The organism is Bdellovibrionales bacterium, assembly GCA_016714165.1.
In the GTDB taxonomy this organism is placed as follows: domain Bacteria; phylum Bdellovibrionota; class Bdellovibrionia; order Bdellovibrionales; family UBA1609; genus JADJVA01.
Genome location: JADJNU010000011.1, coordinates 1 through 24,251 on the forward strand (window position 1 = coordinate 1; position 24,251 = coordinate 24,251).

At 45.9% G+C, this 24,251-nt stretch carries 37 protein-coding genes; 12 read left to right on the top strand and 25 right to left on the bottom strand.

What is annotated here, in order from left to right; all coding sequences use genetic code 11:
* Nucleotides 1-443 precede the first annotated feature (443 nt).
* On the top strand, nt 444-992 hold the full coding sequence (locus tag IPJ71_19055; GenBank protein ID MBK7845740.1) for a hypothetical protein: 549 nt from the start codon (nt 444-446) through the stop codon (nt 990-992).
* A gap of 124 nt (nt 993-1,116) precedes the next feature.
* Here the strand turns inward: IPJ71_19055 and IPJ71_19060 are convergent, their stop codons facing one another.
* From IPJ71_19060 to IPJ71_19080, 5 genes are all read right to left on the bottom strand, one after another.
* Nucleotides 1,117-1,713, bottom strand: coding sequence for a hypothetical protein (locus IPJ71_19060; protein ID MBK7845741.1), 597 nt, complete (start codon nt 1,711-1,713; stop codon nt 1,117-1,119).
* Nucleotides 1,670-2,467 carry a hypothetical protein gene (locus tag IPJ71_19065; protein ID MBK7845742.1) on the bottom strand — a complete coding sequence of 266 codons (798 nt, stop codon included), beginning with the start codon at nt 2,465-2,467 and terminating at the stop codon, nt 1,670-1,672. Before IPJ71_19065 ends, IPJ71_19060 begins: the two co-directional genes overlap by 44 nt.
* A gap of 175 nt (nt 2,468-2,642) precedes the next feature.
* Nucleotides 2,643-3,128, bottom strand: a complete 486-nt coding sequence (locus tag IPJ71_19070) for a hypothetical protein (protein ID MBK7845743.1) — start codon at nt 3,126-3,128, stop codon at nt 2,643-2,645.
* 527 nt (nt 3,129-3,655) lie between these two features.
* Nucleotides 3,656-3,970, bottom strand: a complete 315-nt coding sequence (locus IPJ71_19075) for a CreA family protein (protein ID MBK7845744.1) — start codon at nt 3,968-3,970, stop codon at nt 3,656-3,658.
* A 650-nt stretch (nt 3,971-4,620) separates the two neighbouring features.
* The gene (locus IPJ71_19080; protein ID MBK7845745.1) at nt 4,621-4,944 is read right to left on the bottom strand and encodes a hypothetical protein; all 324 of its coding nucleotides are present in this window, start codon (nt 4,942-4,944) and stop codon (nt 4,621-4,623) included.
* 354 nt (nt 4,945-5,298) lie between these two features.
* Between IPJ71_19080 and IPJ71_19085 the strand changes: the two genes are divergently transcribed.
* Together IPJ71_19085 and IPJ71_19090 are read left to right on the top strand one after the other, a co-directional pair.
* Nucleotides 5,299-5,496 (top strand): hypothetical protein, encoded by a 198-nt coding sequence (locus IPJ71_19085; GenBank protein MBK7845746.1) that lies wholly within the window; start codon nt 5,299-5,301, stop codon nt 5,494-5,496.
* A gap of 74 nt (nt 5,497-5,570) precedes the next feature.
* Nucleotides 5,571-5,891, top strand: a complete 321-nt coding sequence (locus tag IPJ71_19090) for a hypothetical protein (GenBank protein ID MBK7845747.1) — start codon at nt 5,571-5,573, stop codon at nt 5,889-5,891.
* Between the two features lie 186 nt (nt 5,892-6,077).
* On the opposite strand, the gene IPJ71_19095 is transcribed toward IPJ71_19090, so the two are convergent.
* The 3 genes from IPJ71_19095 to IPJ71_19105 form a co-directional block, all read right to left on the bottom strand.
* Complete coding sequence (locus IPJ71_19095) at nt 6,078-6,602, bottom strand: hypothetical protein (protein MBK7845748.1); 525 nt, start codon at nt 6,600-6,602, stop codon at nt 6,078-6,080.
* 333 nt (nt 6,603-6,935) lie between these two features.
* Nucleotides 6,936-7,220, bottom strand: coding sequence for a hypothetical protein (locus tag IPJ71_19100; protein MBK7845749.1), 285 nt, complete (start codon nt 7,218-7,220; stop codon nt 6,936-6,938).
* 401 nt (nt 7,221-7,621) lie between these two features.
* Nucleotides 7,622-7,834: a hypothetical protein gene (locus IPJ71_19105; protein MBK7845750.1), complete on the bottom strand. Its 213-nt coding sequence runs from the start codon at nt 7,832-7,834 to the stop codon at nt 7,622-7,624.
* Between the two features lie 964 nt (nt 7,835-8,798).
* Between IPJ71_19105 and IPJ71_19110 the strand changes: the two genes are divergently transcribed.
* The 5 genes from IPJ71_19110 to IPJ71_19130 all read left to right on the top strand — a co-directional run bounded on the left by IPJ71_19110 (nt 8,799) and on the right by IPJ71_19130 (nt 11,745).
* Entirely contained in the window at nt 8,799-9,068 is a 270-nt protein-coding gene (locus IPJ71_19110; GenBank protein ID MBK7845751.1) for a hypothetical protein, read from the top strand.
* A 201-nt stretch (nt 9,069-9,269) separates the two neighbouring features.
* Entirely contained in the window at nt 9,270-9,848 is a 579-nt protein-coding gene (locus IPJ71_19115; GenBank protein ID MBK7845752.1) for a hypothetical protein, read from the top strand.
* Nucleotides 9,849-10,066: 218 nt separating this feature from the next.
* The gene (locus IPJ71_19120; protein ID MBK7845753.1) at nt 10,067-10,513 is read left to right on the top strand and encodes a hypothetical protein; all 447 of its coding nucleotides are present in this window, start codon (nt 10,067-10,069) and stop codon (nt 10,511-10,513) included.
* A gap of 86 nt (nt 10,514-10,599) precedes the next feature.
* Nucleotides 10,600-11,007 (top strand): hypothetical protein, encoded by a 408-nt coding sequence (locus IPJ71_19125; protein MBK7845754.1) that lies wholly within the window; start codon nt 10,600-10,602, stop codon nt 11,005-11,007.
* A 147-nt stretch (nt 11,008-11,154) separates the two neighbouring features.
* Nucleotides 11,155-11,745, top strand: a complete 591-nt coding sequence (locus tag IPJ71_19130) for a hypothetical protein (protein ID MBK7845755.1) — start codon at nt 11,155-11,157, stop codon at nt 11,743-11,745.
* 23 nt (nt 11,746-11,768) lie between these two features.
* Here the strand turns inward: IPJ71_19130 and IPJ71_19135 are convergent, their stop codons facing one another.
* The 8 genes from IPJ71_19135 to IPJ71_19170 form a co-directional block, all read right to left on the bottom strand.
* On the bottom strand, nt 11,769-12,128 hold the full coding sequence (locus IPJ71_19135) for a hypothetical protein (protein MBK7845756.1): 360 nt from the start codon (nt 12,126-12,128) through the stop codon (nt 11,769-11,771).
* Nucleotides 12,129-12,341: 213 nt separating this feature from the next.
* Nucleotides 12,342-13,367: a hypothetical protein gene (locus IPJ71_19140; GenBank protein ID MBK7845757.1), complete on the bottom strand. Its 1,026-nt coding sequence runs from the start codon at nt 13,365-13,367 to the stop codon at nt 12,342-12,344.
* A gap of 70 nt (nt 13,368-13,437) precedes the next feature.
* Nucleotides 13,438-13,860, bottom strand: coding sequence for a hypothetical protein (locus IPJ71_19145; protein MBK7845758.1), 423 nt, complete (start codon nt 13,858-13,860; stop codon nt 13,438-13,440).
* Nucleotides 13,832-14,083 (bottom strand): hypothetical protein, encoded by a 252-nt coding sequence (locus IPJ71_19150; protein ID MBK7845759.1) that lies wholly within the window; start codon nt 14,081-14,083, stop codon nt 13,832-13,834. The genes IPJ71_19145 and IPJ71_19150 overlap by 29 nt, the downstream gene beginning before the upstream one ends.
* Before the next feature lie 235 nt (nt 14,084-14,318).
* A complete protein-coding gene (locus IPJ71_19155) occupies nt 14,319-14,954 on the bottom strand; it encodes an inorganic diphosphatase (protein MBK7845760.1) in 636 nt (211 codons plus the stop codon).
* Between the two features lie 40 nt (nt 14,955-14,994).
* Nucleotides 14,995-15,843 carry an ABC-F family ATP-binding cassette domain-containing protein gene (locus tag IPJ71_19160; GenBank protein ID MBK7845761.1) on the bottom strand — a complete coding sequence of 283 codons (849 nt, stop codon included), beginning with the start codon at nt 15,841-15,843 and terminating at the stop codon, nt 14,995-14,997.
* A gap of 175 nt (nt 15,844-16,018) precedes the next feature.
* Complete coding sequence (locus tag IPJ71_19165) at nt 16,019-16,204, bottom strand: hypothetical protein (GenBank protein MBK7845762.1); 186 nt, start codon at nt 16,202-16,204, stop codon at nt 16,019-16,021.
* 268 nt (nt 16,205-16,472) lie between these two features.
* Complete coding sequence (locus tag IPJ71_19170) at nt 16,473-16,823, bottom strand: ABC-F family ATP-binding cassette domain-containing protein (GenBank protein ID MBK7845763.1); 351 nt, start codon at nt 16,821-16,823, stop codon at nt 16,473-16,475.
* A 637-nt stretch (nt 16,824-17,460) separates the two neighbouring features.
* On the opposite strand from IPJ71_19170, the gene IPJ71_19175 reads away from it, so the two are divergent.
* The 3 genes from IPJ71_19175 (at nt 17,461) to IPJ71_19185 (ending at nt 19,206) form a co-directional block, all read left to right on the top strand.
* Nucleotides 17,461-17,646, top strand: a complete 186-nt coding sequence (locus IPJ71_19175; GenBank protein MBK7845764.1) for a hypothetical protein — start codon at nt 17,461-17,463, stop codon at nt 17,644-17,646.
* Between the two features lie 106 nt (nt 17,647-17,752).
* A complete protein-coding gene (locus IPJ71_19180) occupies nt 17,753-18,604 on the top strand; it encodes a hypothetical protein (GenBank protein MBK7845765.1) in 852 nt (283 codons plus the stop codon).
* 332 nt (nt 18,605-18,936) lie between these two features.
* Nucleotides 18,937-19,206: a hypothetical protein gene (locus IPJ71_19185; protein MBK7845766.1), complete on the top strand. Its 270-nt coding sequence runs from the start codon at nt 18,937-18,939 to the stop codon at nt 19,204-19,206.
* Between the two features lie 140 nt (nt 19,207-19,346).
* Here IPJ71_19185 and IPJ71_19190 read toward each other — a convergent pair whose 3' ends face one another.
* On the bottom strand, nt 19,347-19,775 hold the full coding sequence (locus IPJ71_19190) for a hypothetical protein (protein ID MBK7845767.1): 429 nt from the start codon (nt 19,773-19,775) through the stop codon (nt 19,347-19,349).
* A 51-nt stretch (nt 19,776-19,826) separates the two neighbouring features.
* On the opposite strand from IPJ71_19190, the gene IPJ71_19195 reads away from it, so the two are divergent.
* Nucleotides 19,827-20,123 carry a hypothetical protein gene (locus tag IPJ71_19195; protein MBK7845768.1) on the top strand — a complete coding sequence of 99 codons (297 nt, stop codon included), beginning with the start codon at nt 19,827-19,829 and terminating at the stop codon, nt 20,121-20,123.
* Here IPJ71_19195 and IPJ71_19200 read toward each other — a convergent pair.
* The 8 genes from IPJ71_19200 to IPJ71_19235 all read right to left on the bottom strand — a co-directional run bounded on the left by IPJ71_19200 (nt 20,113) and on the right by IPJ71_19235 (nt 24,215).
* Complete coding sequence (locus IPJ71_19200; protein MBK7845769.1) at nt 20,113-20,415, bottom strand: hypothetical protein; 303 nt, start codon at nt 20,413-20,415, stop codon at nt 20,113-20,115. The genes IPJ71_19195 and IPJ71_19200 overlap by 11 nt on opposite strands.
* Nucleotides 20,412-20,660 carry a hypothetical protein gene (locus IPJ71_19205; protein ID MBK7845770.1) on the bottom strand — a complete coding sequence of 83 codons (249 nt, stop codon included), beginning with the start codon at nt 20,658-20,660 and terminating at the stop codon, nt 20,412-20,414. The genes IPJ71_19200 and IPJ71_19205 overlap by 4 nt, the downstream gene beginning before the upstream one ends.
* A 327-nt stretch (nt 20,661-20,987) precedes the next feature.
* Nucleotides 20,988-21,806, bottom strand: coding sequence for a hypothetical protein (locus IPJ71_19210; protein MBK7845771.1), 819 nt, complete (start codon nt 21,804-21,806; stop codon nt 20,988-20,990).
* Between the two features lie 451 nt (nt 21,807-22,257).
* A complete protein-coding gene (locus tag IPJ71_19215) occupies nt 22,258-22,611 on the bottom strand; it encodes a hypothetical protein (protein ID MBK7845772.1) in 354 nt (117 codons plus the stop codon).
* Nucleotides 22,584-22,853 (bottom strand): hypothetical protein, encoded by a 270-nt coding sequence (locus IPJ71_19220; protein ID MBK7845773.1) that lies wholly within the window; start codon nt 22,851-22,853, stop codon nt 22,584-22,586. Before IPJ71_19220 ends, IPJ71_19215 begins: the two co-directional genes overlap by 28 nt.
* A 64-nt stretch (nt 22,854-22,917) precedes the next feature.
* A complete protein-coding gene (locus tag IPJ71_19225) occupies nt 22,918-23,154 on the bottom strand; it encodes a hypothetical protein (protein ID MBK7845774.1) in 237 nt (78 codons plus the stop codon).
* A 207-nt stretch (nt 23,155-23,361) separates the two neighbouring features.
* The gene (locus IPJ71_19230; protein ID MBK7845775.1) at nt 23,362-23,562 is read right to left on the bottom strand and encodes a hypothetical protein; all 201 of its coding nucleotides are present in this window, start codon (nt 23,560-23,562) and stop codon (nt 23,362-23,364) included.
* Between the two features lie 248 nt (nt 23,563-23,810).
* Nucleotides 23,811-24,215 carry a hypothetical protein gene (locus tag IPJ71_19235; GenBank protein MBK7845776.1) on the bottom strand — a complete coding sequence of 135 codons (405 nt, stop codon included), beginning with the start codon at nt 24,213-24,215 and terminating at the stop codon, nt 23,811-23,813.
* Nucleotides 24,216-24,251: the final 36 nt, after the last annotated feature.

Here is a 24,251-nt window from a genome sequence, read left to right on the forward strand (position 1 = left end):
GGGATTTGTTTGCAGAACCCTGAGCCAAATCGAATCGCCCTCAAGCGGCTGCCGGGAACGATCTCTAGACAGTAATCATTGATTGGATCAAAGCAAGCCGGTTTTGAGAAATTCGTCGAATCCGCGCAATCCTCCCAATATTTAAGCCAGAGGTAGGACATTCGGTTTGCCCGCTGTGGCTGTTGGACTTGAAAGGCTGCCGGTCCCAGTGCTGTTGCCATCAGCTCCGGTGGGATCAGTACTCATGCTTTGAGATGTGGATTAATCCGATTGAGACTCTGTATTTTCACTTCCGCCGCTGCCACTGTCCCCGTTGTTTCCGCTTCCTCCGCTCTTGGTTGCAAGTGCCACTGCGCCGGCCAAAACAGCAGCGCCCCCCAATGTCCACGCCAAGTATTCGACGTCTTGGCCAGTTCCAAGGTTTGTGGCTTTGCAAGAGGCCTATGGCGGTCGTTCGCGATGTAAGCATAATCCATTGGGCCTTTGCAGCCTGTGGAATGGCGGAGTCATTTGCAATATCGATCAGCTTCCCTTATGGAATTTTATTTGTTCTCCGCAAAACTACGCAACCTCACGAGCAGATTGCAAGCAGACCCGATGCTGGCGCTTGCCGCCTGGCCAGTCTGGCTGGCAGCATTTTGAATATTGGCGTTGGGGTTGATCGCAGTGCTTTGTTTGTAGCCCATGGTCGTGATGGCAGAGGCAGCGGTACTCTCTTGCGCGCTTTTGGTTGCCAGGCAAGCAGTCGTCATTTTCTGATAGGTGCTCTCGCAGCCAGGATCGCTTGCCCCTTGCCCGTGGGCCAACAATGGGACCGCGAACACGACAAGCAAGTGAAGCCTCAAAAAGGAAGCAAATCTAAAAACGCAAAAGCGATTCCCCATTTGCTAGCATTCCCCACTCATCGTTTTCAAACCGCCCTTCTTACTTTTTGCATACTCCCTTATGTGTTTTACAGAATTCTGCGCAGCCTTTCCCCAGAGCCATATTGAGAACAGTATTTAGTCATCGGCGCCAGGACATTCAGGCTGTTCATCATTTGTGAGGACGAACAATCTGGCTGTCCGGCAGAAGCCAATGTTCTTGTTCCAGAAGCAGGGACTGCGATTCTGGGACTCAATGAAGATCCGGTTTGACTCTGTGATGAGGACACGTAGCGGGGTGTCCCGCGTGTTGATGAGGAGACGTAGCTGACGTGCCGCCACTGAAACTCCTTGAGTAAGCGGCCGATAGGTGTTGCCTTCCTGTGGCAAATGGCGATCCAGATGAAGATGTCTGATCTGTTATTGCATTTTGATCTATCGGTTGAATTGTTGGGACACCAATTGGGGTTACTGTATCCCACAACGTATTTGCAGGAATCAGCTTCGGGCTTTGCAACACAAAAGCCAGCACATGTTGGATCACTTGAGCGACTTGTTTCTGTGACTTGGAGGCAATAATTGTTAAGTCTATCAAAGCAATCAGGGCGCCGTAATTATCTACCCCTGAGCAAGTGCCCAGAGAAGCCAATGAGGAGCTAAAGCTTGGATCTTTAGAGATGATTGAGCAATTAGACTTTATGTCCTCAGACGCGCTAATCTTGTTTGATAGAACGGCCACACAATGGTTGGTGGTCCAATACTCCACCATTTTATCATAAGTCTGAAATCCAGAGTCCGGGTCAGTGCTAATTGGATCGCCCAGCGTCATCAGAAGTGGTGGTGGTGTCATCGCCTGATGATTTGTCCTTGCTTCCACTGCTTTTTGTCAGAAGAAATATCCCGCCCGCAGCCGCTGCCGCAAGTCCAAGCGTGGTGGCGCTGATGCCGGTTTCAGTTACGAGCGTGCCCATGTTCTTTTTGCAACTTTCAATGTGACCCTGGGCGGTATTAGCATAGGTATCTTGTTGCATTGCGAGAGTTGCCTGATTAGCGGTTCTGTAAGCATTCCCTCTATTCTTGTGCTCAGTAACTGCCTTCCCGCAGGTTTCTTCACATTTTTTAAGGGTTTCAGCGCAAGCAGCCGCAGTTCCGGCATTAGCGCCTTGGCCTATGCGCGCAGCATTCTCCTCAGTCCCAGCCGCCCCGTGGATGTTGCCAGGAGTTTGATTCAAGGAACTGACTCCGATCTGCGCGTTTGCATCATATGTTGCTGCTGTGGCGACGCATTGTTTTGAAAGTGCATCAAAGGCCTTAGTGCAACCAGGATCATCTGCTCCGCCGCCACCTGGGGGGATGGTGGAGTGGCCGCTGTGGTGGCACCGGTGGCCGCCACAGCAGGGGCGGCGGCAGCTGCACTGCAGCAGGGGCAGTGGGTGCTGCAGGGGACGGGGGTCGGAATGCAGGGGCTGGACCCACCGACCATCCCCACCCGCCGCTGCGGCAGTTTGACCGAAAGGCGATCCTGCTATTCCCAGTGTAAAAAAAACTGCAACCAATTGCTGTCCCAACCGACTTCTATTTTTTCTTGAATTTAAAATTTTCATCGTCCTTACCTGCCATCCCTTTTTGGCTAATATCCCGATGAGGCGCATTCGCAAATCGGTTTGAGCCAATTATTTGCATTATGGTATCCAATTTATTAGGACTTCGCAGAAGAACGGTCTGTCAACTTCATGTCCGGATCTTACGTACTCACAGCAGGAGCTAATCCATGTCCTATCATCGTACATCCAATTCCAAATTGCAGAAACTTGATTGATAGAAAATCGACAAAAAGTTAGCTTTTGGCGTCTTTCGTCTCATTTTGAGATGGAACAAGGCCGGGGACAATTTATCTATTGGATTCGATTCGACTGAATTCGGTACGGGGAGGAATGGTGCATTCGATGTGGTAAAACGTGCACAGCCGAGACAAATAGAAAGCCGTGTAGATATCGTCAACACCATCTTTAATAATCGGCGGACTTCCTCAAGTTCAGGGGAGTCATCGGTTAATTTGAGAACCTTGATGCTGCGACCTTCAGATGCGTCGGTGGCCCACGCATAATATTCCAGGAAGTCATCAAGATGGGGATCCTTTGGGCGGATCAACAAAATCACCACGTCTTGACCGCTTATAATTTGCTCGGGAGTTGAATTCTTCATGCTGATGTGGCTCACAATCACGTTGTCGACACGACGTCTTGCAAGTAGTCTTTTAACCACGAGTTCCCATCGCGGCGAAATACACATGCCATCCGAGCAAACAAACCGAATTCGGACGGTCGGCTTATTGTAGATATCCCCGCAAGAATTGATTTTGGCAACTGACTGTTTCACCCTGTCCTGGCCCCGTCCAAAATACAATCGCAATCGCAAGTATTTCCGGAGTTCGTTTGAGAACATTATTGATAGATTTGGTAAAGGATTTCAGTCTTGCATTGAACAAAATAGAAGATACAAAAATACCCATAGTTGGAGGTTACCTCAGAGCAATCGGTGTGCCAGTCTTGGAAAGGCGAAGTTACAGGAGAGGTGAGACTTAGATGGTAAAAAAGAAAAGATCACTCAAAACTTCACCAAAATAAATATTTTACAAAATGGTTTTAAATGGGTCATCTCTGCGAGATGCCTTCTTGTTGTGGAGATTCGCTTCGGCCGTGCGCAAAAATACGCTCCCGGCCGATTCTATCACCTCAATTTTTTTGGGTTCTACTTGTTGTTGTAGAGAGTAATCGCGCTCAGCGAATTTTTTATATGTCCTTCGATGAGCTTAGTCGTGTAGTGACGTATAGTAAGGTATTATTCTTCCTATCATAGATTCTTCTGACGTTTAGTTCCTTAAAGAGATTAAAAAATTTCTTATTAAAGCCACCCTTGTCGACAGAGAAAATATCCTCTCCTTCAGAGCTCTTTTCAATTTTCCTCAAGTCACTTTCAGATATTGGACCCGTTTGTCGGCAGGCTATACTTGAATCTGACGGATCACTTGAAAAGTCAGACCAGTTGCTTCCACGGTTGAAACAAAACAGGTTGCTCCAGATACAACTGGATCTTGAAATGCCAATACCTTCAGTTTATTGCTAGCAAGGAAGTTCCAGCCCTGGTGCCCATACTAAATCCACCGACCTCCTCCGCAAGAACAGATCCGCTGGCCACCGCAACCAAAAGAGCTAAAAACACTTTTCATAAATTTCCTCACTTCTGATGTTTATTGTTTTGAATATTCTCACAGAGAATCCCCCCTTTTGAGAGATCCCTATCTAGCTATGGCTTTATCCTGGAGTGTCCCTGTTAAAGCCAGATTTTCTTGGGTTTCAGAAAAGAAGTAAAAGTAATTTGGTATTTTTATCTTCCCTTCATTCGGCTGGATACCTTCCTCCAACGGGAGAAAACTGGGATCCCGTGAGTTTTTAGAAGCTTGATTAGATTTTCCTGTGAGTTTGGCTCAGAGAGGTAATTTTTAAAGGGCCAGTAATAACACCCTTTATGAATTCACCATCATACTGATCTATGGCGCCCAATTTTCGCCCCCATCTTTCCACTTCTTGAGAGTCATCGTAGTGTTCGATTCCGAATGTCGACAACGGCTCCATTTTGAAAGATTAAGATGATCATTCCTTCAACGTTAATCGTACCCTGCGCAAATGTCTGGGAGACAGTTCCGTTCTCCTGATATCGGACGCCAACGGCAAACGGAATAATGATCTCCAAATGACTATTTGATGGAGCAAGAATTTGACTGACCTTGACATCGAAGTCCCGAATTTGCAGCCACTTCAGTTGACTTAAGATAGCGTCCGCTCCAATGAGTGGTTTCAATTTGCTCGCTTAGTTTGGGGTCAATCGCGCCCTCTTTAATAATTTCGATATCGTTCCATCCGGGAAACCGGAGGTAGTTTTTCGTGTCGAGGCTCCTCGCCTGAGCGGTCGGCACCGGTGAATAGTTAGGAGACTTAGTCTCGTTCGGTTCAGCAAAAGCCGAAAGCCCAAATCCTATGAGTGTCGTTAGAAGCAAGGGTGTAGGTGTAATTCTTATCATTGAATTCTCCTTAGAACGTTGTAGAAGTTTGTTTCCGAGTCGCGGTTCGATATTCAGCAAGAATGGGGCCAGGTTTTCTTGGCATCAGCGGGATCGTGATGACGAGGCAATTGAGCAACTAAACATAAACATATCGTTAAGGGAGGCATTTTAGTGAATAGGCATCATATAACATTAGAGGTCTTTAAAAAAATACTGTGTCTGTGTTCCTTCGTGTTCGTTCTTGGGGGCACGCGACGTAAAGGCGAGAGGGGAAGTTGAATCTCATGGTACCTATTGGTCAAATGGACGTTTTCTTGGTCGACCTCTTAAATCTTCCGAGGACAAGGGGATTTTTTCCAGGACTAGGGAACAATGGAGCTTGAAGTCAGTTACGGGGCCATAGAGGGGCATGACAAGTATCTCGGATTGAATTTTTCGGTTTCAACCAAGTCTTCAGCGGTCCTAGAGAAATTTCTGCCTTCTGATCTCAATAAAACCTATGTGCTTAGCTATGAGCATCCCTACCCTCTGAATCCTGTTTGGAACGATACCCACTGGCTTTATAACTGACATCAAAGACGTTGAATCCAGCAACTCTGTTCCGTCTTTCATGAAAATTGAAGTACCAAAGACGGAGGGTCGTTTTGGATCTTACAGTCCTGATGGATCCCGAAACGGTGTTTGCTGAGGTCGAGGTGGGGATTTTTTGTCAAAGGTTTGCACTTTTAACCCTGCACCTCGGCGGCATGGCGGGAGGGAAAGATCCGTCAAGCGTTTTTACGGATATGGTTATTTATGGAGAGAAAATTGTGCTGCTGCAGAGGCTCTTTGCCCTTTTCCGCGAGGTCAGAGTGGGATACCGCAGGACTTTATTGAAGTCTGGGAAGGTTCGACCCGAATTGTTCACAGATCGATGTTTTAGAGCAAGTAGGGCAATTGAAACAAAGCGCAACCGGCGCTGCTAGACTAGAGGAAATTAAAAGAGCATTATTGGAGGATCCTGAATTTTTGAAGAAACTAAAGATGCAACTTGATCGAGAACTAGAAGATGCCGTTATCCGGTCGTGGATGTGACTTTTGCGGCAGGGGGAAGCTGAGTTTTTAAGGCCGACCCAGAAATGGGCCGGCCCGCTGGTGAATTTTTTTTCTTATTATCTGCGCCGTCCGCAGGACCGAGTAGACACTTCGCCTCGGCCCCGGTTGCATTCAACTACCCGGCAGTCGATGAGGCGCTCATTCCTGCATTGGAAGATGGCGTCGCGGGCAGCTTTCTCTTCGGAGGGTCCGAAACCCCGGATCGCTTTGGCAGGTGAAACGCCCACGTCCATCATGTCCTTGAGCAAGGCATCGGTAAAAGGAACTTTCACACCTTTCAACGCAATCTCCGTGCTCTCGAAGGCAAGACCAGCAGGAATCATGGCCATTAAAATGTTCTTCATGTCCTCGATCCACGGCCCGACACTCCATGTTTTCTGAAGGATGTCCAGGGCGTCCTGGAAAGGGTCTGTCAGGAGGGGGCAGTCTGTGGCCATGATCGCGGTGATCGCGGTGATCGCGGATCTCGTCGATGATATCGAAAATCTCCAGCACCAAGGGCCTTGCTTTCTTTGGGTTTGAATAAGAATAAGAGAAATAGCAGACAGAACAAAAAGAAGTGACCGGTTTATATTTTTCATAGATTATCCCCCTTGTAATATTGAACTCCGTTTCCACCGGAGTCGAAATGACACTATTGATGGAGACGAAATAGAATACTACAAAGGTCGTGCCAGAAAATCTTGCAAAGGTTGAGAAATTAAAACCTGAAGAGTAAAATTGACAACTCGGAGTTTAGTGTCATTTTCGTAAAATCTACGTTATCGAAATTCGCTGAATTTAGTAATGACCTGCAGTTGTGCAAGAATATTCTGGTCAGGGGCCATGGGTTGAGATATGCATGGTCGCGATGTCAATAAGAGATTTTTGTTTTCTGGTCGAAATAAACATGGATGTAGCCTGATCTGCCGAGGTCAGCCGAAAAATAAAAGCTTGGTCGCCGTGCCTTTGAGGTGAACAACTCGGCCCTCGCCAGAAATAGTTTCAGTCTTAGATTCTGCCATTGGGTTGAGTGGTTTTTCTGTGACGGTCCAAAAGGAGCTATTAGGGAAGGAGGTGAGGCCCCGCGACCTGTTTAACTGTATAAGTCGGTGCGCCCTTGATGTCAGTTCTGAGCAGGTGAGTAGTTCCACTTCGACATCAGCGAATGCCGCAGAGCTGAGAACGAGACCAGCGAAAACAAAAAGAGCTTTTTTCATTGTTCCTCCCATAGTGGGCCTGTTGTCCTTCTGACTTTAGGCCTCTGGTTGTTGATTCAAGCTTGATAAATTCAATTGTTAGCCCGATCAGAACATAGATGGAAATCTCAAATATGGGCAAGACTAACTGTAATATGTAAATAGTTCATGATGGGGGACAGTTACTGTATCAACTTTCTGGTAAATAAGGGACGTCCGTTCGACGCTCGGGGCAACCCGCGGCGTTTGAAAAATTGGATGGCCTATATTTGTCCTGATGCCAAATTGACACCAAGTTTTTAGGAGGTGGGTCCAATTGTAGAATCCCCTTGACTTGAGCACAGCGGCCCAGTTAGCTGCTGATCTGTCGCGAAAAATCACGATCGAATTCTTTGTGAACCAGGTGCCAAGGCCTCGATTTTTCAAAAGGTCTGCCACGCGTCTTTAATCAACAGGGCATGATTTAGCCTGGCCCCTGGGCTGAGTTGAAACTCCGACCAGGCTTGGACATATTCCTCGATGGAGGAGGGGTTAAAAAAACCAGGATCCTGAATAAGATCTGGAAAGCTCCGATTTGCGCGCAAATCGAATTTGACCATGACCTTAACGGCGAAAGAGAGATCACTCGCTGCCACCCTCGCATTCTTGTATGTTTCTGCCGAAATATCCGGAAGGCTCCTTGGGAATTAGTGCGATATCAAGGTCGCTGATAGTGGAAGGCTGAGCCAAAGTCAAAATGAACCGGCTTCCGTAAATTACAAAGACGTCAAACACTTGCAAAGGTGGACTGTTTTTTGAGCATTTCTAAAAGTATCTGCATTTGTTCTTCATCTAGACCCATTGGGGTTTAATTTTTTTGTTTTCTGGAGAGGGCGGGAGGTGGGGAATTTTCAGATCCGGAAGTAGAGTAAATGGAGATTTCCGACGGAGATAGCATTGGCGTCTCTGAGCGCGGATCTGCATGCGGCCCGACGATTGAACTCTGAACTCCTGCCAGAACGGAAAGCGAAAAGACGCCGGCTAAACGCAAACTTAGTATCTAACATAATGTGTGTCACCAATTCATACTTCTTTGCTCGAAATCACGGCGTGAAGAAGAGTCGGTTGGTCCATCTATGATTGCTACAATAGATAGGGAACGCTGCTACTACCAAAAAAAAAAGGATTAGAAAATAAATCGAAAAATGTGACTTTGAATGTTTATTGAAAAAAGGAAAGTGCTTGTTAGCAGATGAGGATTTTCTTCGAAAATGCCCAAACACAATCAAGATGTCTGGATCAATTTTGGAACCCGAAAATCCAAGTACCTGGGCTCATGATAATAGGCACGCCTTTGGCAAAAAATATAGGAGTGGTTTTCATGGGCGCCAATCCCTTTGCTGAAGAGTCAGTCAGAGATCGGAATGTCTTTGCTTTGACTATCCTGGGATTGTTGAAAAATAAAAGGAGTTTTAAATGCACTCGATGACAAAAAAATAGAGATAGTTAAAGGCGGTCTGTACTCTTTGTTTTGGCTGTATGGACATTGTCCGCGTTCGCCGATTATGAGAGTCGTTACCAGTATTCTAAAGAAAAGGGTGACATAGGATTTGGGCTACATTGGGCACAAGCCTTGGCGTCTCGGCTTCCTATGCTTGGTCTTCGATTAACACAATAGAAGCGGCTGTAGCTATGGAGATGAAGGGGCGTACAGAACATCCGCACTTGGGCAGATTATTTATGGGTTCACCCCAGCTTCTTGAAGTAATGAGCTGCTGGTTTTGGCTGGTTTGGGTGGAGGAGTCGGTTTTAGGACTGAAAATGACCCGGACCTGGAGGAAGAATACCTGGCTGGTCCTCGATTGGTTGGGGACTGACAAAGTCATTTGATTTTTCTTGCCTTGGAATTGGCGGGGCAGCTGTCCCACACCCAATATGTCACCCAGATCACTAAGGGCGAGCCTGATATTTCGATTGGATTGCGTTATTATTTTTGATTGTGTACATCTCTTTTGATTGTATCTTGTTACGGGTGCAATCGAGGTGCAGTTGAATAGCATAGCTGAATCAATCAGATCTGAGGGGGTGGGAGTGTTTGAGGCGGAACCTGGTTTTAATCCAATAGTTGAAGGCATCAAGAAGGTTGGTGTCGGAAAGCATGGATCTGACAGCTGTTCGGAAGAGCTGTCGGGTCAGATTCTTCAGCAAATACAAAATGGAGAGTCTGTCCCTATTCAAAATGCTGTTTTTCTGTCTGCTCTATTTCTCAAAAAACCATCTTTAACTGAGAGGATTTTTGAACTGCAGTTGGGGGAGAGCTTGTTCCAGAGGCCGGATGTAATTGCCAGTCATTTCTTTCGAGAGAACACAATCGAGCATTTTTGGGTCAAAAGAGTTTTTTCAGGTGAAGATCTTTCTGTTCAAGAGGCTTATGAACTTGGTTCTTTGCTATTCTCCGAAAGTTTTGATCAGCAAGCAAAGGCCATGATTGCCACATATTTGCGTATGAAACATGCTTGCGTGGGCGAATATGAGGGAATTTTAAAGGCATTGGATGAATGCTATCAAAGACACAATAAGACTAAGACAGATTGCAAATATGATCACAAAGAGCGAATTCTTTGGCAAATTTCAGAGCCTTTGACGGGCTGGATCGAAATTTCTTGCTGACCCCCCTTTTAGGTCAACTGATAAAAAAGAGAGGTCACGAAGCAATTTATTTGGGAGGGCCATCTTCGGGGCCTAAGTTTGGAACTAATATCTCTACAGTCTTCGACGACAAGGTTTTTGAGAGATTCCAATTGGGGAATTTTTTCAATATTGAATCTCTCTTTTCCGGATTTAAAGAGTGGAGGTACATACGCGGTTTGATGATAAAAAGACCGTTCATGGCAACCATTGAGAAATATTTTAACCCCTTCTCCTCCGATGTTTTAATTACCTCCGTCTTTCATGGATCTTTCAAGGAGAAGGGAAATGAACTCATCCAGAAGGCTGGTTTCAAAGCGGGCATCGTGATTTTTAAGGGGCTGGAAGGCTCTGTGCAGCCTTCATTGGCAAGGGGGACGCGCCTGCTTGCCTCCTATCAAAACAGAGAGGGCTTGGTTGTAGAAAGAGATTTTGAAATTCGACCAGAGCAGTTTGGATTTAACATTTGCCCAGACAACAAAGAGCGCAAGATATCATCAGAAGACTCCAAGAAGCTGCTCATAGAGTATTTGGAAGCTGGAGCGACTTCAGATTCTTATTATAATCAAAGAGCTCGTTATCTTATCAGGGCGTTTGAAGGTCCTTTGCACTGGATTGAATCTCAATTTTCAGAGGATGCTTGCTAGACTTTCATTGTTAGGCTGCCATTGGCCCAGAAAATGCAGATGATCGCCCAATAAGATGCTTTGGGTCGATTTTGGTGGGAAGAACAATGAGCTTGCTTGGATCCTATTTTTGGAATGTTTTTTTGTGGCCCCTTGGTTTTTTGTTTGCAGCCGCTCAGATCTGTTCTGCAAATTCTCCTTCAAACCCTTCTTTGAGAGATATCAGCGCAAGGGAAATTAAGGCCTTTGCGTTTCAAATCCTTTCAGATCGTGCAGGACTTATTCTTTACTCCCAAGGGCCTGATCAAATGCGATGGGAGCTGGAGATCAGACAAGTAGCGAACGACAAAAATGGCGAAATAGAAATCGCGAGCAATCTGAGACGAATTGGGCATAGAGCCTTTCCCCTCACTCTAAAGTCCTTGGTTGGAGGGGGGCTGAGAGACTTCATTACAGAGAGGTCTTGGACAGAATCCTTCATGAATATAACAGGAAAAAGAGAGGGCAAAAAGTAAATGAGCTTCAGATTTCACAGGATAGTGTGGTGGTGGTTAGTTATTATCTTGGAGGAAAGAACAAGGTCACAAAAGAATTTTATTTGTTTGTGACTTGGCCCTCTGGTGACATCAATCTTTGGGTTGTGAGTCGATCAGGAATGGGCAATGAAAAATTTGAACGTGGAAAACTTGAACTATCAAGGACTTCAAGGTCTTTCGATAGACCCTCAAGGATCTCCGGAAGAGCTTCTGGCTTCAAAGAAACAGGCGGCTCGTTTTGCGGAGAGTGCTTTGGCGAGTGAGGTTGGCCAATATTTTGTGAGTTCTGGAAGAGATCAAATTCGCTTGGTCTTAAACATACAGGATATAACCAGGGATCGAAATGGCGGGATAGAGTTGAAAGCAGGGGTAGGATTCGCTGGTGGAGGCATTCAAAATATTGAATTTGGACCGCTGACCGAGGTGGGAGAGTTTTACGATACTTATAAAGCATATTATAAGGAAGAGCGTCTGAAAAGACAAAATAGGAGTCTGGGCTTCGTTGATCCTGAGAGCATGGTGTATGTCGGAAAATTATATCTTGGAGGAAGAGATGATCTCACCAAAATATTCCTTCTTATAATTGAATGGCCCACTGAGGACATAAAGATGTGGGTCGTCAGCAAAAAGGGTTCAGGTGTTGAGAAAATTGAAAAGGTGTATTTGAGAAAATTCCTGGACGGGTGCCAGGAATTTCTTTCGAATGAAAATAAATAGACAGACAGACAATTCTATCCAGATTAAGGAATCCTTACTGTAAGAACAGCTTCCCCAGCCACGTCCGGATTTCTAAAATGGACCACATAAGTGGTTCCTGAAGGATAATTGCTCAGAGGCTGATCCAGATAGTAGTTATTACCGTCGGTGCTCCATTTTTCGGGTAAGAATCTGGTCCAATCGAATGAACCATCAATTTTGTCTCTCCCCGTGGACCGGCATTGAGAACTGTCATTTTCAAACGACCGCCCGATGTAGTGAAGGAGGCGCTGACGGTTGATGGGTACTGCCGTGGACTTGCTTCCCCCGGGTTCAAGCCAACTCCTGCTGAATGCCTGTGTTTTGCCGTCGGTGCTCCTTTTCGGGGTTCCTCGAAGAGCCATTTTGTCTCTCCCGGGCGGGTTTGAGACGACCGCCCGTAGTGGTGAAGGAAGCGCTAATTGGCTTTACTTGCGCCCCAAGAGTGAAGGATTTCGCTCCTAGTTCAGGATTGGTTCTCCCTTGAAGATCGATTCCGTAGGCTTTGATCGTGTGTGCCTGTCCATTTCGATAGCTATCAGGGATTCTAAATTCGAAACCATGGTTGCCTGGAATTTTTACGATGTCGTTGACATCGGCGCGTGCTTTGTTGGCGGTATTGTCTCCAGCAAGAACACCGTCGATATAGTAGTGTATGGCGATGCTGACATTCGCATCGTTTGGATCATAAGCCCATCCATAGAAGATTCCATCCCCAAAAAAGCCATCAACGTTTCCGACATGGGCTTGATTTTTTGAGCAGAGCCTTCTTCATCTGGGATTTTGATTGTGAGGCTTGATTCTCCTGCTACATCGGGGTTTCTAAAGCGCACGACAATAGTTGAGCCCGGCGTGTAATTACTAAGTGGTTGATCGAGGGAGTAGTTATTGCCATCGGTGCTCCATTTATCAGTCAAGAATTTTGTCCAATCGAATGAGCCATCAATTTTTGTCTCTCCTCTTGGGCCGGCATTGAGAACGGAGATTTTGAGACGACCGCCCGTAGTGGTGAAGGAAGCGCTAATTGGCTTTGCCCGTCCACCTAGAGAGAAGGATTTTGCTCCGAGTTCAGGATTGGTTTGTCCTTGAAGATCAATTCCGTAGGCTCTGATCGTGTGCGTCTGACCATTTCGATAGCTATCTGGTATTCTAAATTCAAAGCCATGGTTGCCCGGAATTTTTACGATGTCGTTGACGTCGGTGCGTTTTTTGTTAGCGATATTGTCTCCAGCAAATGCACCATCGATGTAGTAATGTATGGCGATGCTGACATTGGCATCGTTTGGATCATAGGCCCATCCACCCAAGATTCCATCTCCAAATATAGTGTCGACATTGCCACGAGGCGCCTCGTTATTGCTTCCGGCTGTAACGCAGGCGGCTCTGGCAGTATCGGGTTGAAATCCAGTGTTGCATGATTTCACGCGGCAGACCCCACCTGTCCACTGTTGATTTGCTGTGTTACATGTTTGTCCTTCTATCTGACCTGTACCGTTGGCAATATTGCAGCTTCCTCCCTTGGTTGCAGGATCGCATTGGCTTCCGCCGCTGCTCAGCTCAGACCGATAGAGCTCTTGAACTCCAGAGGCATCAAGTCCGCTCATCGGGAGAACTCGTTCAATTTTTCGCCATTGCGACTTCGGATAGTATCATTTCCGTTTTTGGAGAAGAATTTTACCCATAATGCATAATCGAGTTGAAATCGTAGGCGCCAAGAACAATGCCAGGAAAAATATCAAACTGATCTTTATATTCTTCTTGAATGTTTTCGTATAGGACTTCGACGTGAGTGTCTCGGTCTGTTCGCGATTGTTCATGCCACATGCCCAAAGCATGAAGTATTTCGTGCACATCAGCTGCCAACCCACAACCACCGGACTGGATAAATACTTGCTGCGCTCCACCTTGCCGGCCGACGTATGATCCGCAGGTATTGGCCTGATCTGACATTACGAATTCCAGGTAATCGACCTCATTGGTCCGCTCGACGAACTTGATCCCTGTGTTGCTTGTAATCGCCTCCATCGCCGATTTGACACTGCCGGTGGCGCCCGAAACAGCCGCGTAATTACATAGGGCACGATACCTTTTGTCCAAAGTCGTCCGCCCTCAATAGCAAAGGCAAAGGACTGAACTCCACTGAATTGATCAAAATCAAGAATTCCCGTTTTGCGGAAGGTAGGACAAAATTAAGAGGTTTAGAACGTAGATCGTCAATTTTTCCCAAAACAATATCGTCTTCAAAAAGAGCGTAGCCGTTAAGATTTTTAAAGGCCAATTCCTTTTCATAAATTTGATCGTCTTGAAAAAATCTTGCCATTACGAACCGCGAGATCCATCTCCAGAAAGACGCAAATCTTTGGAATTAAACTTCCCGCAATGATTACCAACCAAAGTCAGAAATAGTGCACTCATCGCGATTAAGATCTTTTTGAAATAAGATTTGTTAATTTTTCCCATTAAAACCCCTCGATTGATTGTTCAATGGGTGGAAGTGCAATTTTTCGGGTCACCTGCGTTCGTTTGGAATCAGGAGTTAAGTTTGCGCGACTGCCTTAAATCCATACACCTGTCAGTTTCTTCTCTGACACCCGTCTCATAATGAAACTTGGGTGAACGGTCACATCGGGGTTTTGGTGCTGTGTTGAGATCAGCCTCGATTTATTTAAAGCTGGTGTTCTTGTAGAGAGCCAATGCCGCTTCGATGACTCGATGAGCTTCCGCGCAGTCAAAGAACTCTTCCACCTTGACGATTTTGTTCTCCAGTGCCTTGTAATCCTCAAAAATCGTCGAATTTCTTTGATTCTGTGCGGAGGTAAATCATTAATAGAATTGATTTGGGTATATTCAGGATCATCGGCGTGAACTGAAATAATTTTATCATCTGCTTCGCCCTGATCCAGCATTTTCATAACGCCAATTGGCTTTGCTCGCATAATACAAAGAGGGACTGCTGCTTCTTGTCCCAAAACGAGAATGTCCAGAGGATCATTGTCTTCGCAATAGCTTTGAGGAATAAATCCATAGTTAGCTGGGTAATGGACAGAGCTGAAAAGGATTCGGTCCATTTTGATCAGACCGCTCATTTTATCGAGCTCGTATTTGACCTTAGAGCCCTTCGGAATTTCTATGATAGCATTTACAAAAAAGGGAGATTCTTCTCCGACTGCTACGTCGTGCCAGGGATGCATGGGACCACCTTGTTGTTTCTTGTTTTCAGCAGATATTAGTTCATTTCAAATTTTCTTTTGCTTGCTCGAGTTGCCCAATAAGAGAAAACCATTTTTCCTCCAGACTCGACATTTGTTTACCTAAATCACTTAGCTCTCTCATTTTAGCTTGGGCCTCTGATCCCGACGATGTCTGTAAAGCTTCGGTCAATTCAATGCAGCGCTTTTCGTCTGAGGATATTTTTCTTTGAAGAAGAGAAATTTCCTTTTCAATTTTTTTTCTCAGCTCTTTAGGCTTGGAGGAGTGACTAAGTGAGTTTTCTGAGCTTGGGTTGGTTGAATACAGATTGTTTACTGAGGCCATGGCGTGGAGCGTGGTATTGCCCATCGCTGGTTCTGACTGATGAGAAGGCGTGGATAAAATCCCTTGCCTCTGGCTCCAAACATATTCGTCGTAGGTTCCCGGGTAGAGTAAGGCCTTGCCATCTTTGATTTCGATAATCTTTTTCGCGAGACGTTTGATAAAACTTCGATCGTGACTGACGATGACGACGGCTCCCTCATAGGTTTGGAGGGCTTGAGTGAGCGCCTCAACGGTATGGAAATCCAAATGGTTGGTGGGCTCATCAAGAATAAGCAAAGGTGATCGCTTCAAGAGGATTTGTCCGAGCGCGACTCGTGCCTTCTCGCCACCAGATAAAATTTTGACCTTCTTTTCGATGTCTGTTCCTGAAAACAAAAGGGCCCCTGCCAAATCTCTTGCTTGCTGAGGAAGGATGTCTGGATGGGCTTTTCGCATGAGAGCTTCATAAACAGTATCCGTCAGATTGAGCTCCTCTGCGACATGCTGGGCGTAATAGCCTGTCGTGACTCCATGTCCTGATTTCAGCGTTCCATGGAGGGGAGCCATAACTCCGGCGAGGACTTTCAATAAGCTTGTCTTACCGGCCCATTGACACCTACAATGCCAACGTGATCTGCCCGTTCAAGGGCGAGTTCAATTCCAGACAATATAGTTCGGTCTCCGTAGCCTATACATAAATCTTCTGCAGAGAGAACAGTTTTGCCCGTTCTAAAGGGAGGGGCTATGGAATACTGGCTCCCACCAAAATGGGTTTGAGTTCGATAGAATCCATTTTATCAAGTCGCTTTAAGCGACTCTGAACTTGGCGGGCCTTGGTTGCTTTGGCTCCGAAGCGGGCGGCAAATTGAAGGATCGTTTTACGTTTGGCATCCTGAGACATGGCTTGCTTAGCAAGCTGTTCTCGCAAAACGGCTTTTGTTCAAAATAGTCATCGATATGTCCATTGAACTTTGTAAAATCTCCAGCCTCCACCTCAAGAGTGTGATCTGTTGTGCGCCGCAAAATTCTCTGTCATGAGATGAGTAAAAAGCCCCACCAAAGCTTTGGAGAAATTCTTCCAACACAAGCAGAGATTCGAGATCCAAATAGTTTGTTGGTTCATCAAGTAGAAGCAAGTTTGGCTGTTGCCCGATAAGCCCAATGAGTTTGCACTCATTCGATAGCCACCACTGAGTTCAGCAATGGGAGAGGAGAGTGGGTTTCGGTGAGCCCCATTTTGGCCGAGTCTCTTGAGATCCCAAAGAGGCTTTGACAGGTTTTCCCAGTATTGTGAGACACAAGTCGGGCTCGAAGAACTCCTCTTGAGCCAAATAACCCAGGCGCAGGGAATGAGAGCGAATAATTTGGCCCTTATCCAATTGATCTTGGAGAGTAAGACAGCGAAACAGGGTGGTTTTTCCAGCGCCGTTAGGCCCGATCACGCCGATATGTTCGCCCTCATTGACCGCGAAACTGGCCTTTTCAAAGAGAGTTCGAGAACCAAAAGCTTTGGATCCATTGTGTACCTGTAAGAGAACGTCCGCCATAGATCGACCACCATACCAAATTTTGTATTAAAATCATGCGAGGAATTGGAGTTAGGCGTTTTTCTTGCTGATCTCTCGTTGCTGATCGAAACTTTGGCAGTCGAAACAGAATTTAAAAACTGCGTTGTTGTAAAATTATTAAATGCCGCGTCGATTTTACATATGTAGAGCGATTTTACGCATTAAAATCACTAAGAAGAAATAAAAATAGTTCCATTTTGGACTCCCGGTTGGTACCACTGTAGCGCTCGGTGATGGCCCTCGTTGGCCATCACCTATACAGTACAATAGGATTAGTTCAACCTTACGCAAAATTGGGGTTTCCATGGGTAAATCGCGTCGGCCAGGCCTGCTTTCTATTTGTGTTATTTTCCTGGTCCCATATATTTTCTCAATTTATCCTTGGTGGCTTAGCAAGTGAAGAGAACCCCAAATCTCGTGGGGGGTTGATCTTTCGAAACATTCAGATCGTTTGAGTCGTCATATGGCGGCGCAGTTATCCTACCTCTGGTTCAGATTTTAAACAATATCGTCGGCGCCAATCAGATCCTGTTTGGCGGTCCAGCGGATTCGAAGAGGGCTTCCAGGAGCCGTTCTTGGCAGCCCCAAGTAGGGAATGGGATCCGGTTCGACAAGAATGGCAAGACTATCGAAAAACTGGACTCGCGATGCTGCTATCACGATGCGGTTAGTGTTTAGAATAATGGCCAAAGGAGAATTGGATTATCTTCCCGCAGAACGCAAAATGGATCTTGCCAGGGCCTATGTGCAATTTTGTGAAAAGGCCCAAAGCATTCATTTAAGGATGGGAAATATGATTTAGGTCATGCTCTTGTCATGCCCGATGGCAAACCAAATCCCAATGAATGGGGTTATCCTCAAATGACGGGCCGCCTTTGCAAGTCATCGCACTTCGAAGTTCTCAGCTGATGAAAGAATTAGGCCTTGTCGACATTCCGTTGCAGAGACTCATTTTGACGGTAATGAAACGTAACATCGACTATATGGTAGAGCATTATGATAATCCCGCGGTCGAGCGATGGGAAGAAGAGAAGGCACAAGCGCATTTTTCAATTTCAGTTGAGATGCTGCGAGGATTGCACACGGCCTACGCTTCTGCTGAGATGTTTGATCCCTCTTTGAATGCTCGAGTGGCTCTCAATCCGTCAATTTTGTTACCAGCCATGATTGATTTAGCTAACAAAATCGAAGAGCGCTTTATAGGCGTTGGCGCAGGATTCATTCCGGCCAAATACGATATGATTCCGGATGGCAGCACGGTTAGAAATAAAACATCGCGGTTGGATATGCAGGTCATTATGACCTCTATCGCAATGAACAAATACTGGGAGACGAACATTCCTCAGGTGACAGAAGATTTTATTTACCCGCCCAGTCATCCGTTGATGCGTGCTACTTTTGACAGGCTGAGAGAGGACTTTAGGCACCGTTATAATGTGAATCAGCATGGGGTTGATTCGGAGAGTGGCCTTCACCTGCCAGGAGTATTGTTTGGGCGATATGCGGAAGCCCCTCATTTTGACGGGAGTCCCTGGTTTATTACGACCTTTGCCGCAATTCAGTATTTACTTTGGGACGCAGTTCAAATTCAATTCCTCCTTTGGTCATTTCGGATGTTGATTTGCCTTATTTTCAACATCTTGATACGGGGCTGGACGCAAAGGTTTTGGTGCCGGGTGTCTATGCGGGAAACAGCGAAGTTCGAACAAAGGTTCGTGATGCACTTGTTAGGTCTGTTGAAGAGATTTTCTTTCGTTTGATGGTCCATACGGGAAGTGAGCTTTCTTTGACCGAGGTTTTAAAGAAAGTGGATGGATTTAAGTGGGGAATACATGAACTCACTTAGAGTCATGTCGAGTTCGTAAAGACAAAGCGAATGTTCGAAAGAGCACAGGAAGAGTTTGGTCTTAAATTGAGTTTTAATGTGAACGGTCCCGTATCGACTGCTGTGGAGACGGCAGTTTTCAGGGGGGGGGGCAACTTCTGCATGGTACTAGCAGTAGAACAGCAGGGATGGTCGCAGTAGCTCCTCCAGTTGAGGAGGCTCCGGGCTCGCCAGGACAGCGGTCTCTTTGTAGGATGTTGTTAGGACATGAGGGCGGCTCAGCATCAGGTGATTTGGCTTTTGCTCAATAAGCGCAGCGGAGCAGATTTCTCTGTAGTTAAAGAGATCGTTGAGCTCTCTGACTGGCGGCCACGCCCACCAGCTGGCTGGGAAGCTGCTTCAAACCTCACAGACTATCTGCGGGACCCAATTTTTAGGTTCATAGGATGTGGGATATCAGTTTCTTATTCTATTGAAGGTTTCAAGGTAGCCAATAAGAGATTCGACCTTATAAATGACAATCATGTCATGGGCTAAGTTGTAAACACGTATGTAAAAATAATCATGATTGCAACAGACGCTAAACTTTTTTCTCATAATTATGTTTTGTCTGGACCATAGGAGACTGTGATAGGACCACCAAATGATGTATGATGTCAAACTTTGAGTTACCAAAATTAATAAAAATTAGGGAAAGATGGACGATCGTTGATCTCATCATCACGCCACCAAATAGGTGGCGTGATGATTGCGACTGCCAAAAAGTTGATCATCAACCAATTAGGAATTTGAGCAGATGAACCCAGGGCGGTCCGACATCTTCCAATGATCTCTTTTGCGGGCTCAATGACAGCAGAGTCTATGGCTCTTCCGACAGGCTGAGCAACGTGAGTGTCGTAGGCCTCCACCGCTCGCTCGGCATTTGCCTGCAGGCCTTCCAGAATTATATTTGTCCCCCGACTGTGTATCCAGGAGTAAACCAGTTTGTCGCCCACGCCATTCATAGGCTTGATGTTAAAATTCTTCATCAGTCGATTGTTGAACTCAACGAACGTGATGTGCGCAAATCCTGAAGCGACTAAAATAGCGTAGAGGACAAAGGGCATGTGAATTTGCCAGACATAATAGGCGACGGGGTATCCGAACAGGAGAGAATAGTGGAGTATTCTGGCCGTGCGGAAAGAATTGAGGTACGCGTCTGGGATCAGCGGTGGAACGCTCTGCCACTTCTCCAAAATCCTGTTTTCTCAGAAACTCAGAACTGCAATTACATCCACACCCAGCAACAACCGTATGGCGAAAGAGAAGATGAGAAATGGAGAGTTCCAAATCCACCGTCAGGGGACCAACTAAATTGGGGGAATCAGGCTGCTCATGACCGCGAGCACCCTCATGTTGCGAGGGGCGGTGACTTGATCTACAGGAAGGATCAGGAAATAAATATTATTTCTTAGGTGGTTGGATCTTTTCAAAATCTGTGTAGTTATTCGACAAGAAGTGTTGACATAAATCGGTCACCCTTTGGGCGCCCGGAACTGATGAGGTAAGCTCGCCAATCTTTCGAAGACCAGTCACTACTCCTTCAGTCCATGTGTAACCACCTAATAAAATACGCGAAAACGAACGAGTACCAAATGTCGCTGTCTTCATTTGCTGAAAATTGAGCATCCAGTAACCTAAAATATTTTCATAAGTTTTGTAGAACAAATTAAACCACAGACGCTTGCGCGAAACCTCCTTGTTCAAATACTCCTAGGCCCTCGGATGAGAAAACGCAAGTGTTCTGGAATATCTTTGGAAAAGTAGCCCGATGCTAACTCGAAAGTTTGCTCAATTTTCATAGCAAGACCGGTCAAGGGAGTGAAATACGCGAACAAGTAACCCACGACATAGCTATCTAAATCAAAGCGGCCCAAAGTAACCAAATTAACCAAAACAAAAGTGGTGAAGGCTGCCCTCATATTGGCCCAAATAAGTTTTGTGTAATGCACTTGATTTTTCCACAAACTATTTTCCTTATCACGAATTGCTTAAAAAGTAGCGGAAGAAACTGCGCTCTGCGTCCTTTCCTAGAAGGCACATTCTCAAACATTCCTTCGTTCTTTGTGTCCATCTGTAACTTCATCCACACATCATTCAACACCCACTGATGACGCCATAGATAAAACCATTCGAAAACACCATCTTTGACAATGAAACCAAGAATTTTCACTAAACATCTCATCTTGAATTGGTTGCAAAGGCCAGATGTGATTCCCGCCATGCAAACAAAGGTAAACATCAACTCTAAGGGCTTGTCTGCACGACGTTCGAGGCAATCATAAGCGCACAGCATGCCATAGCCTGGCTTGTCTGACTGCTTGGCCGCAATCTGAATACGCTTCACCTGGGGTTATTCTGTGCATCCAGAAACGACACCATACCATCAACCAGCTTACGTCGAGCGTTATCAGTGGACCAACGCTTGGAAGCCGCAGCCGCAGCGAAATTGTAAACATCTTCAGTAGCCGGATTCGACCAGAGCTTGAGCCTGTTCTCGCGTGATCGTCACTGCAGCCAATCCACCTGGAGCATCTGGCACTATTGGTCAAAATCGCGCGCGTAACTCCGATATCGGCCATGTATTTTTGAGTCGACCGCTCAAGCAATTCTTCATAGTACACCCGAAAGAAGGTGCGTTGTTCGTCGGTCAGATCAGATAAGACTTTGTCAGAAATTTTTATCACTGTGCCGCCATCATAAAAGTTCTTCAGTTCGTCGGCATTTTTCATGTGACGAATGCTCTGATGATACGCCTGTTTCAACGCTTCTCTGCTCAACTCAGTTTCAACGCTCAAAAAGGCATCTTCCCAAGCCTGAAGAGCACGCAAATTCGGCCGATCTAAAAACCACATGGCCATCTGACTGACTCGATTACGGTTTCCACCGTTCAATCGGAAGGTAACTTGCCCTGAGGGCAAGGAACTCCAAAAATTGGGGAATATCAGCCACGCAGCCACAACCGAGGGGCTGTAGACAAAACTGCGAGCGGCAAACCATGTGTTCCAAATTTTTGTATAGGTTTTTCCTGAAATGGTAAACGTCGCGAAGCTTAAAGAAAGTGGCGCTAGGGCCTGGCCAAAGCTCTCGATGCTCACCGATCTTGGTGGTGATCTTTCCGATGTTTTCGTCAGCCACCTTGAAATAAATCCTCTCTCTGTTTCTTTGCTTCAATTTCAGATATTACACGTTCCAATCTCGGCGTCTTCCTCAGGCGTGAAGTGAATAGTTTTCACCGCTTGGACTGTGTCACGGGCCAAAGCATTCAAATAGTCAGCCTGCAGCTCCTGTTGTCGGCGTATGAAAGTTACTTTAACGGCAATCCACAAAGAGCCTTCTTTGGAGATAGCCTCTTTGCCAATTTGTTTTTCTCAAATCTTTGGTCAAATAGAAAGTGTTGGTTAATAGATGAGGTAAACCGATAGCCGCATAAAAGAGTGGTTATAATGGCAGTTAAACCAATTCCAACTTTTGGCAATTGCTCGCTAGTCAAATAAGCCTCTTTGAAATGAAGAGGGTTAAAGCTCTGTAAACGTGGCCTTGCTCGCCTCACAAAAAGATGTCCAAGATTTTCACCCCACCCAAGACAGTTTCTAAAACGGTTCGGGTCACATCCAATCTTGATAGAAAAGCACCCAATTCTTGAGGATAAGCTGCACCCAAAGCCAAACCCGTGGCAACGGCCAAACCCATTTGGGCGCTCGGATTAGCAGTCATGTGGCGCATGGCTTCGGCTAAGTTTTCACCCATCCGACCCTTGAAGCTTGCAGCCACCAATGCCATGGCTTGTGCTAACTTCGGAGCTCCCATGGGCTGTGGTGCAGACAATGCCGCCCATAAAATTCTAAAACGAGCTAACAATTTCTTCTGGGTTGCTAGATTGGCGGAAATTTTTCCGGCCACTTCGTCGATTTTTTTTCAATACTTCTGGCTGCAAATTCTGTTCTAAATTCGCAGCGACTTCCTCCTAGGGTCAGCGAACGAGTAACTCGTTGTTGATGAATTTGATTTTGATAGTCAGCGACGAATTTAACGAACATTTCGCGCCCGCCAACAGCGCCCTCTGCCTCAGCTTCTAAAGATGCACCTCTCAGCTCAAGTGATCTCAGAAAATATTCCTGAAAACTCTCAAGCGCGGGCTCCATCCTTGCCAGTTTTCAGGGTCAGCCATCGACACTGAAAGGTTGAATGCGCTTTGCTGGGCCCCCGCTATAGGCTCTTTAACACTCGCGGGTGCAATTTCCACGCAGCCAAAGAATTTGGCGCAAAATTGCCTGCGTCAACATAAGACGACGTTTCGACGGGAATTCTAAATACCGGCAACGCCGTACGGCCCACAGCTGGTCTATAAGCTTTCAAATCGATGAAACTCACAGTTTGCACCGTCGCAGTTTTCTGACTGACTTCGTCAATAAAGCTATGTTGGCCATTGGATTCAGTGAACACCACATTGTTGTCAATATACGGAACTGACTTTACTGGCGCATTGAATTTAAAAACACTCGTCCTTGATAAGCCAAACGAAAGTACACACTCTGTGGGCCCTGAGCCAAGTACTCCCCGCCTGAGCGAACGTTAAACTCACGAAGACAAGTTCGTTTTGATCGATCACTTGTACTGCGATGGCACGCACATCTACTTGATGGGGCTTTGTTAAATCATAATTGGTTTGAGCCAACAAACGGAAAGATCGAGTCGATGATAATTATCTTTGCCAAGAATAGCATCGGCCATGGTGGTGCCTTCGTCCAAAATCGCATTCTTAGCATCGATATCAACAGGTGCGTCTTCAGATGTCGCCCATGCCTTCTGGATTCCCACCTGGTAAAGGCTGAATCCCCAAAGAAATGGCAACGAAAACCCTAATAAAGCGCTTCCTAGCAAAGAGTCTCTCAAACATAATCTTTGTCTCCTGTTACGCAATATCTGAAAGATGATTTTCTCTCAAACTTGCAGTCATTGACTCAACCGGTTCTTCCAGTAGCTTGAAAGGAGCCGTGATGCAACAGGTCGCCTCTTTGGTGGTGATTATTGTTACGGGCGATGAATTCTTTACTGGTCTTCAATTAGAGAAACTTATATTTAGCATTATATAATTTGTTTTATCGAACTAGTCTCAGCTGACAAGCGTTTCTCGACTGACTTGACGTAAAATCGTGAACGAGTGAATAATCCAAAAAACGATTTTTCCTCAAAAGCTCATTTTTTCCTGGCAAGGGAAAAACATTTTGGCTCCAGCTGGTTTCTCTCAGAGAAACCGCTCTTGTAGTTCTCCAATCCAAGGCCCCTCTCTTTGGAATGAAGCCTTCAGGTAGCGAGTCTATCCAGATTTTTATTTCATTGAAAAAATTGGGCGAGAGAAAGGCCACTGTGGGGAGGGTCGCCATCATTTCTGACCTGAGATATTCAGGTCGTGTCTTCAAAATGGGCCTCATTTTTTCGACAAGAAGATCTCGGCAATTGTCTGTACCAATTCGATGGCTCAAGATCGTGGTTCGAAAAATCATTTGACTCCTCTCCGAAAAAATCGAACTGCATGACTC

Coding starts and splice junctions, on each gene's coding strand:
- IPJ71_19055 (MBK7845740.1), top strand. CDS start 444: ATGGCGGTCGTTCGCGATGTAAGCATAATCCATTGGGCCTTTGCAGCC.
- IPJ71_19060 (MBK7845741.1), bottom strand. CDS start 1,713: ATGACACCACCACCACTTCTGATGACGCTGGGCGATCCAATTAGCACT.
- IPJ71_19065 (MBK7845742.1), bottom strand. CDS start 2,467: ATGAAAATTTTAAATTCAAGAAAAAATAGAAGTCGGTTGGGACAGCAA.
- IPJ71_19080 (MBK7845745.1), bottom strand. CDS start 4,944: ATGATAAGAATTACACCTACACCCTTGCTTCTAACGACACTCATAGGA.
- IPJ71_19085 (MBK7845746.1), top strand. CDS start 5,299: ATGGAGCTTGAAGTCAGTTACGGGGCCATAGAGGGGCATGACAAGTAT.
- IPJ71_19095 (MBK7845748.1), bottom strand. CDS start 6,602: ATGAAAAATATAAACCGGTCACTTCTTTTTGTTCTGTCTGCTATTTCT.
- IPJ71_19100 (MBK7845749.1), bottom strand. CDS start 7,220: ATGAAAAAAGCTCTTTTTGTTTTCGCTGGTCTCGTTCTCAGCTCTGCG.
- IPJ71_19120 (MBK7845753.1), top strand. CDS start 10,067: ATGGCAACCATTGAGAAATATTTTAACCCCTTCTCCTCCGATGTTTTA.
- IPJ71_19125 (MBK7845754.1), top strand. CDS start 10,600: ATGAGCTTGCTTGGATCCTATTTTTGGAATGTTTTTTTGTGGCCCCTT.
- IPJ71_19130 (MBK7845755.1), top strand. CDS start 11,155: ATGAAAAATTTGAACGTGGAAAACTTGAACTATCAAGGACTTCAAGGT.
- IPJ71_19135 (MBK7845756.1), bottom strand. CDS start 12,128: ATGGCTCTTCGAGGAACCCCGAAAAGGAGCACCGACGGCAAAACACAG.
- IPJ71_19140 (MBK7845757.1), bottom strand. CDS start 13,367: ATGAGCGGACTTGATGCCTCTGGAGTTCAAGAGCTCTATCGGTCTGAG.
- IPJ71_19150 (MBK7845759.1), bottom strand. CDS start 14,083: ATGGCAAGATTTTTTCAAGACGATCAAATTTATGAAAAGGAATTGGCC.
- IPJ71_19155 (MBK7845760.1), bottom strand. CDS start 14,954: ATGCATCCCTGGCACGACGTAGCAGTCGGAGAAGAATCTCCCTTTTTT.
- IPJ71_19160 (MBK7845761.1), bottom strand. CDS start 15,843: ATGGCTCCCCTCCATGGAACGCTGAAATCAGGACATGGAGTCACGACA.
- IPJ71_19170 (MBK7845763.1), bottom strand. CDS start 16,823: ATGGCGGACGTTCTCTTACAGGTACACAATGGATCCAAAGCTTTTGGT.
- IPJ71_19175 (MBK7845764.1), top strand. CDS start 17,461: ATGGCAAGACTATCGAAAAACTGGACTCGCGATGCTGCTATCACGATG.
- IPJ71_19180 (MBK7845765.1), top strand. CDS start 17,753: ATGAAAGAATTAGGCCTTGTCGACATTCCGTTGCAGAGACTCATTTTG.
- IPJ71_19185 (MBK7845766.1), top strand. CDS start 18,937: ATGAGGGCGGCTCAGCATCAGGTGATTTGGCTTTTGCTCAATAAGCGC.
- IPJ71_19190 (MBK7845767.1), bottom strand. CDS start 19,775: ATGCCCTTTGTCCTCTACGCTATTTTAGTCGCTTCAGGATTTGCGCAC.
- IPJ71_19220 (MBK7845773.1), bottom strand. CDS start 22,853: ATGGAGCCCGCGCTTGAGAGTTTTCAGGAATATTTTCTGAGATCACTT.
- IPJ71_19235 (MBK7845776.1), bottom strand. CDS start 24,215: ATGATTTTTCGAACCACGATCTTGAGCCATCGAATTGGTACAGACAAT.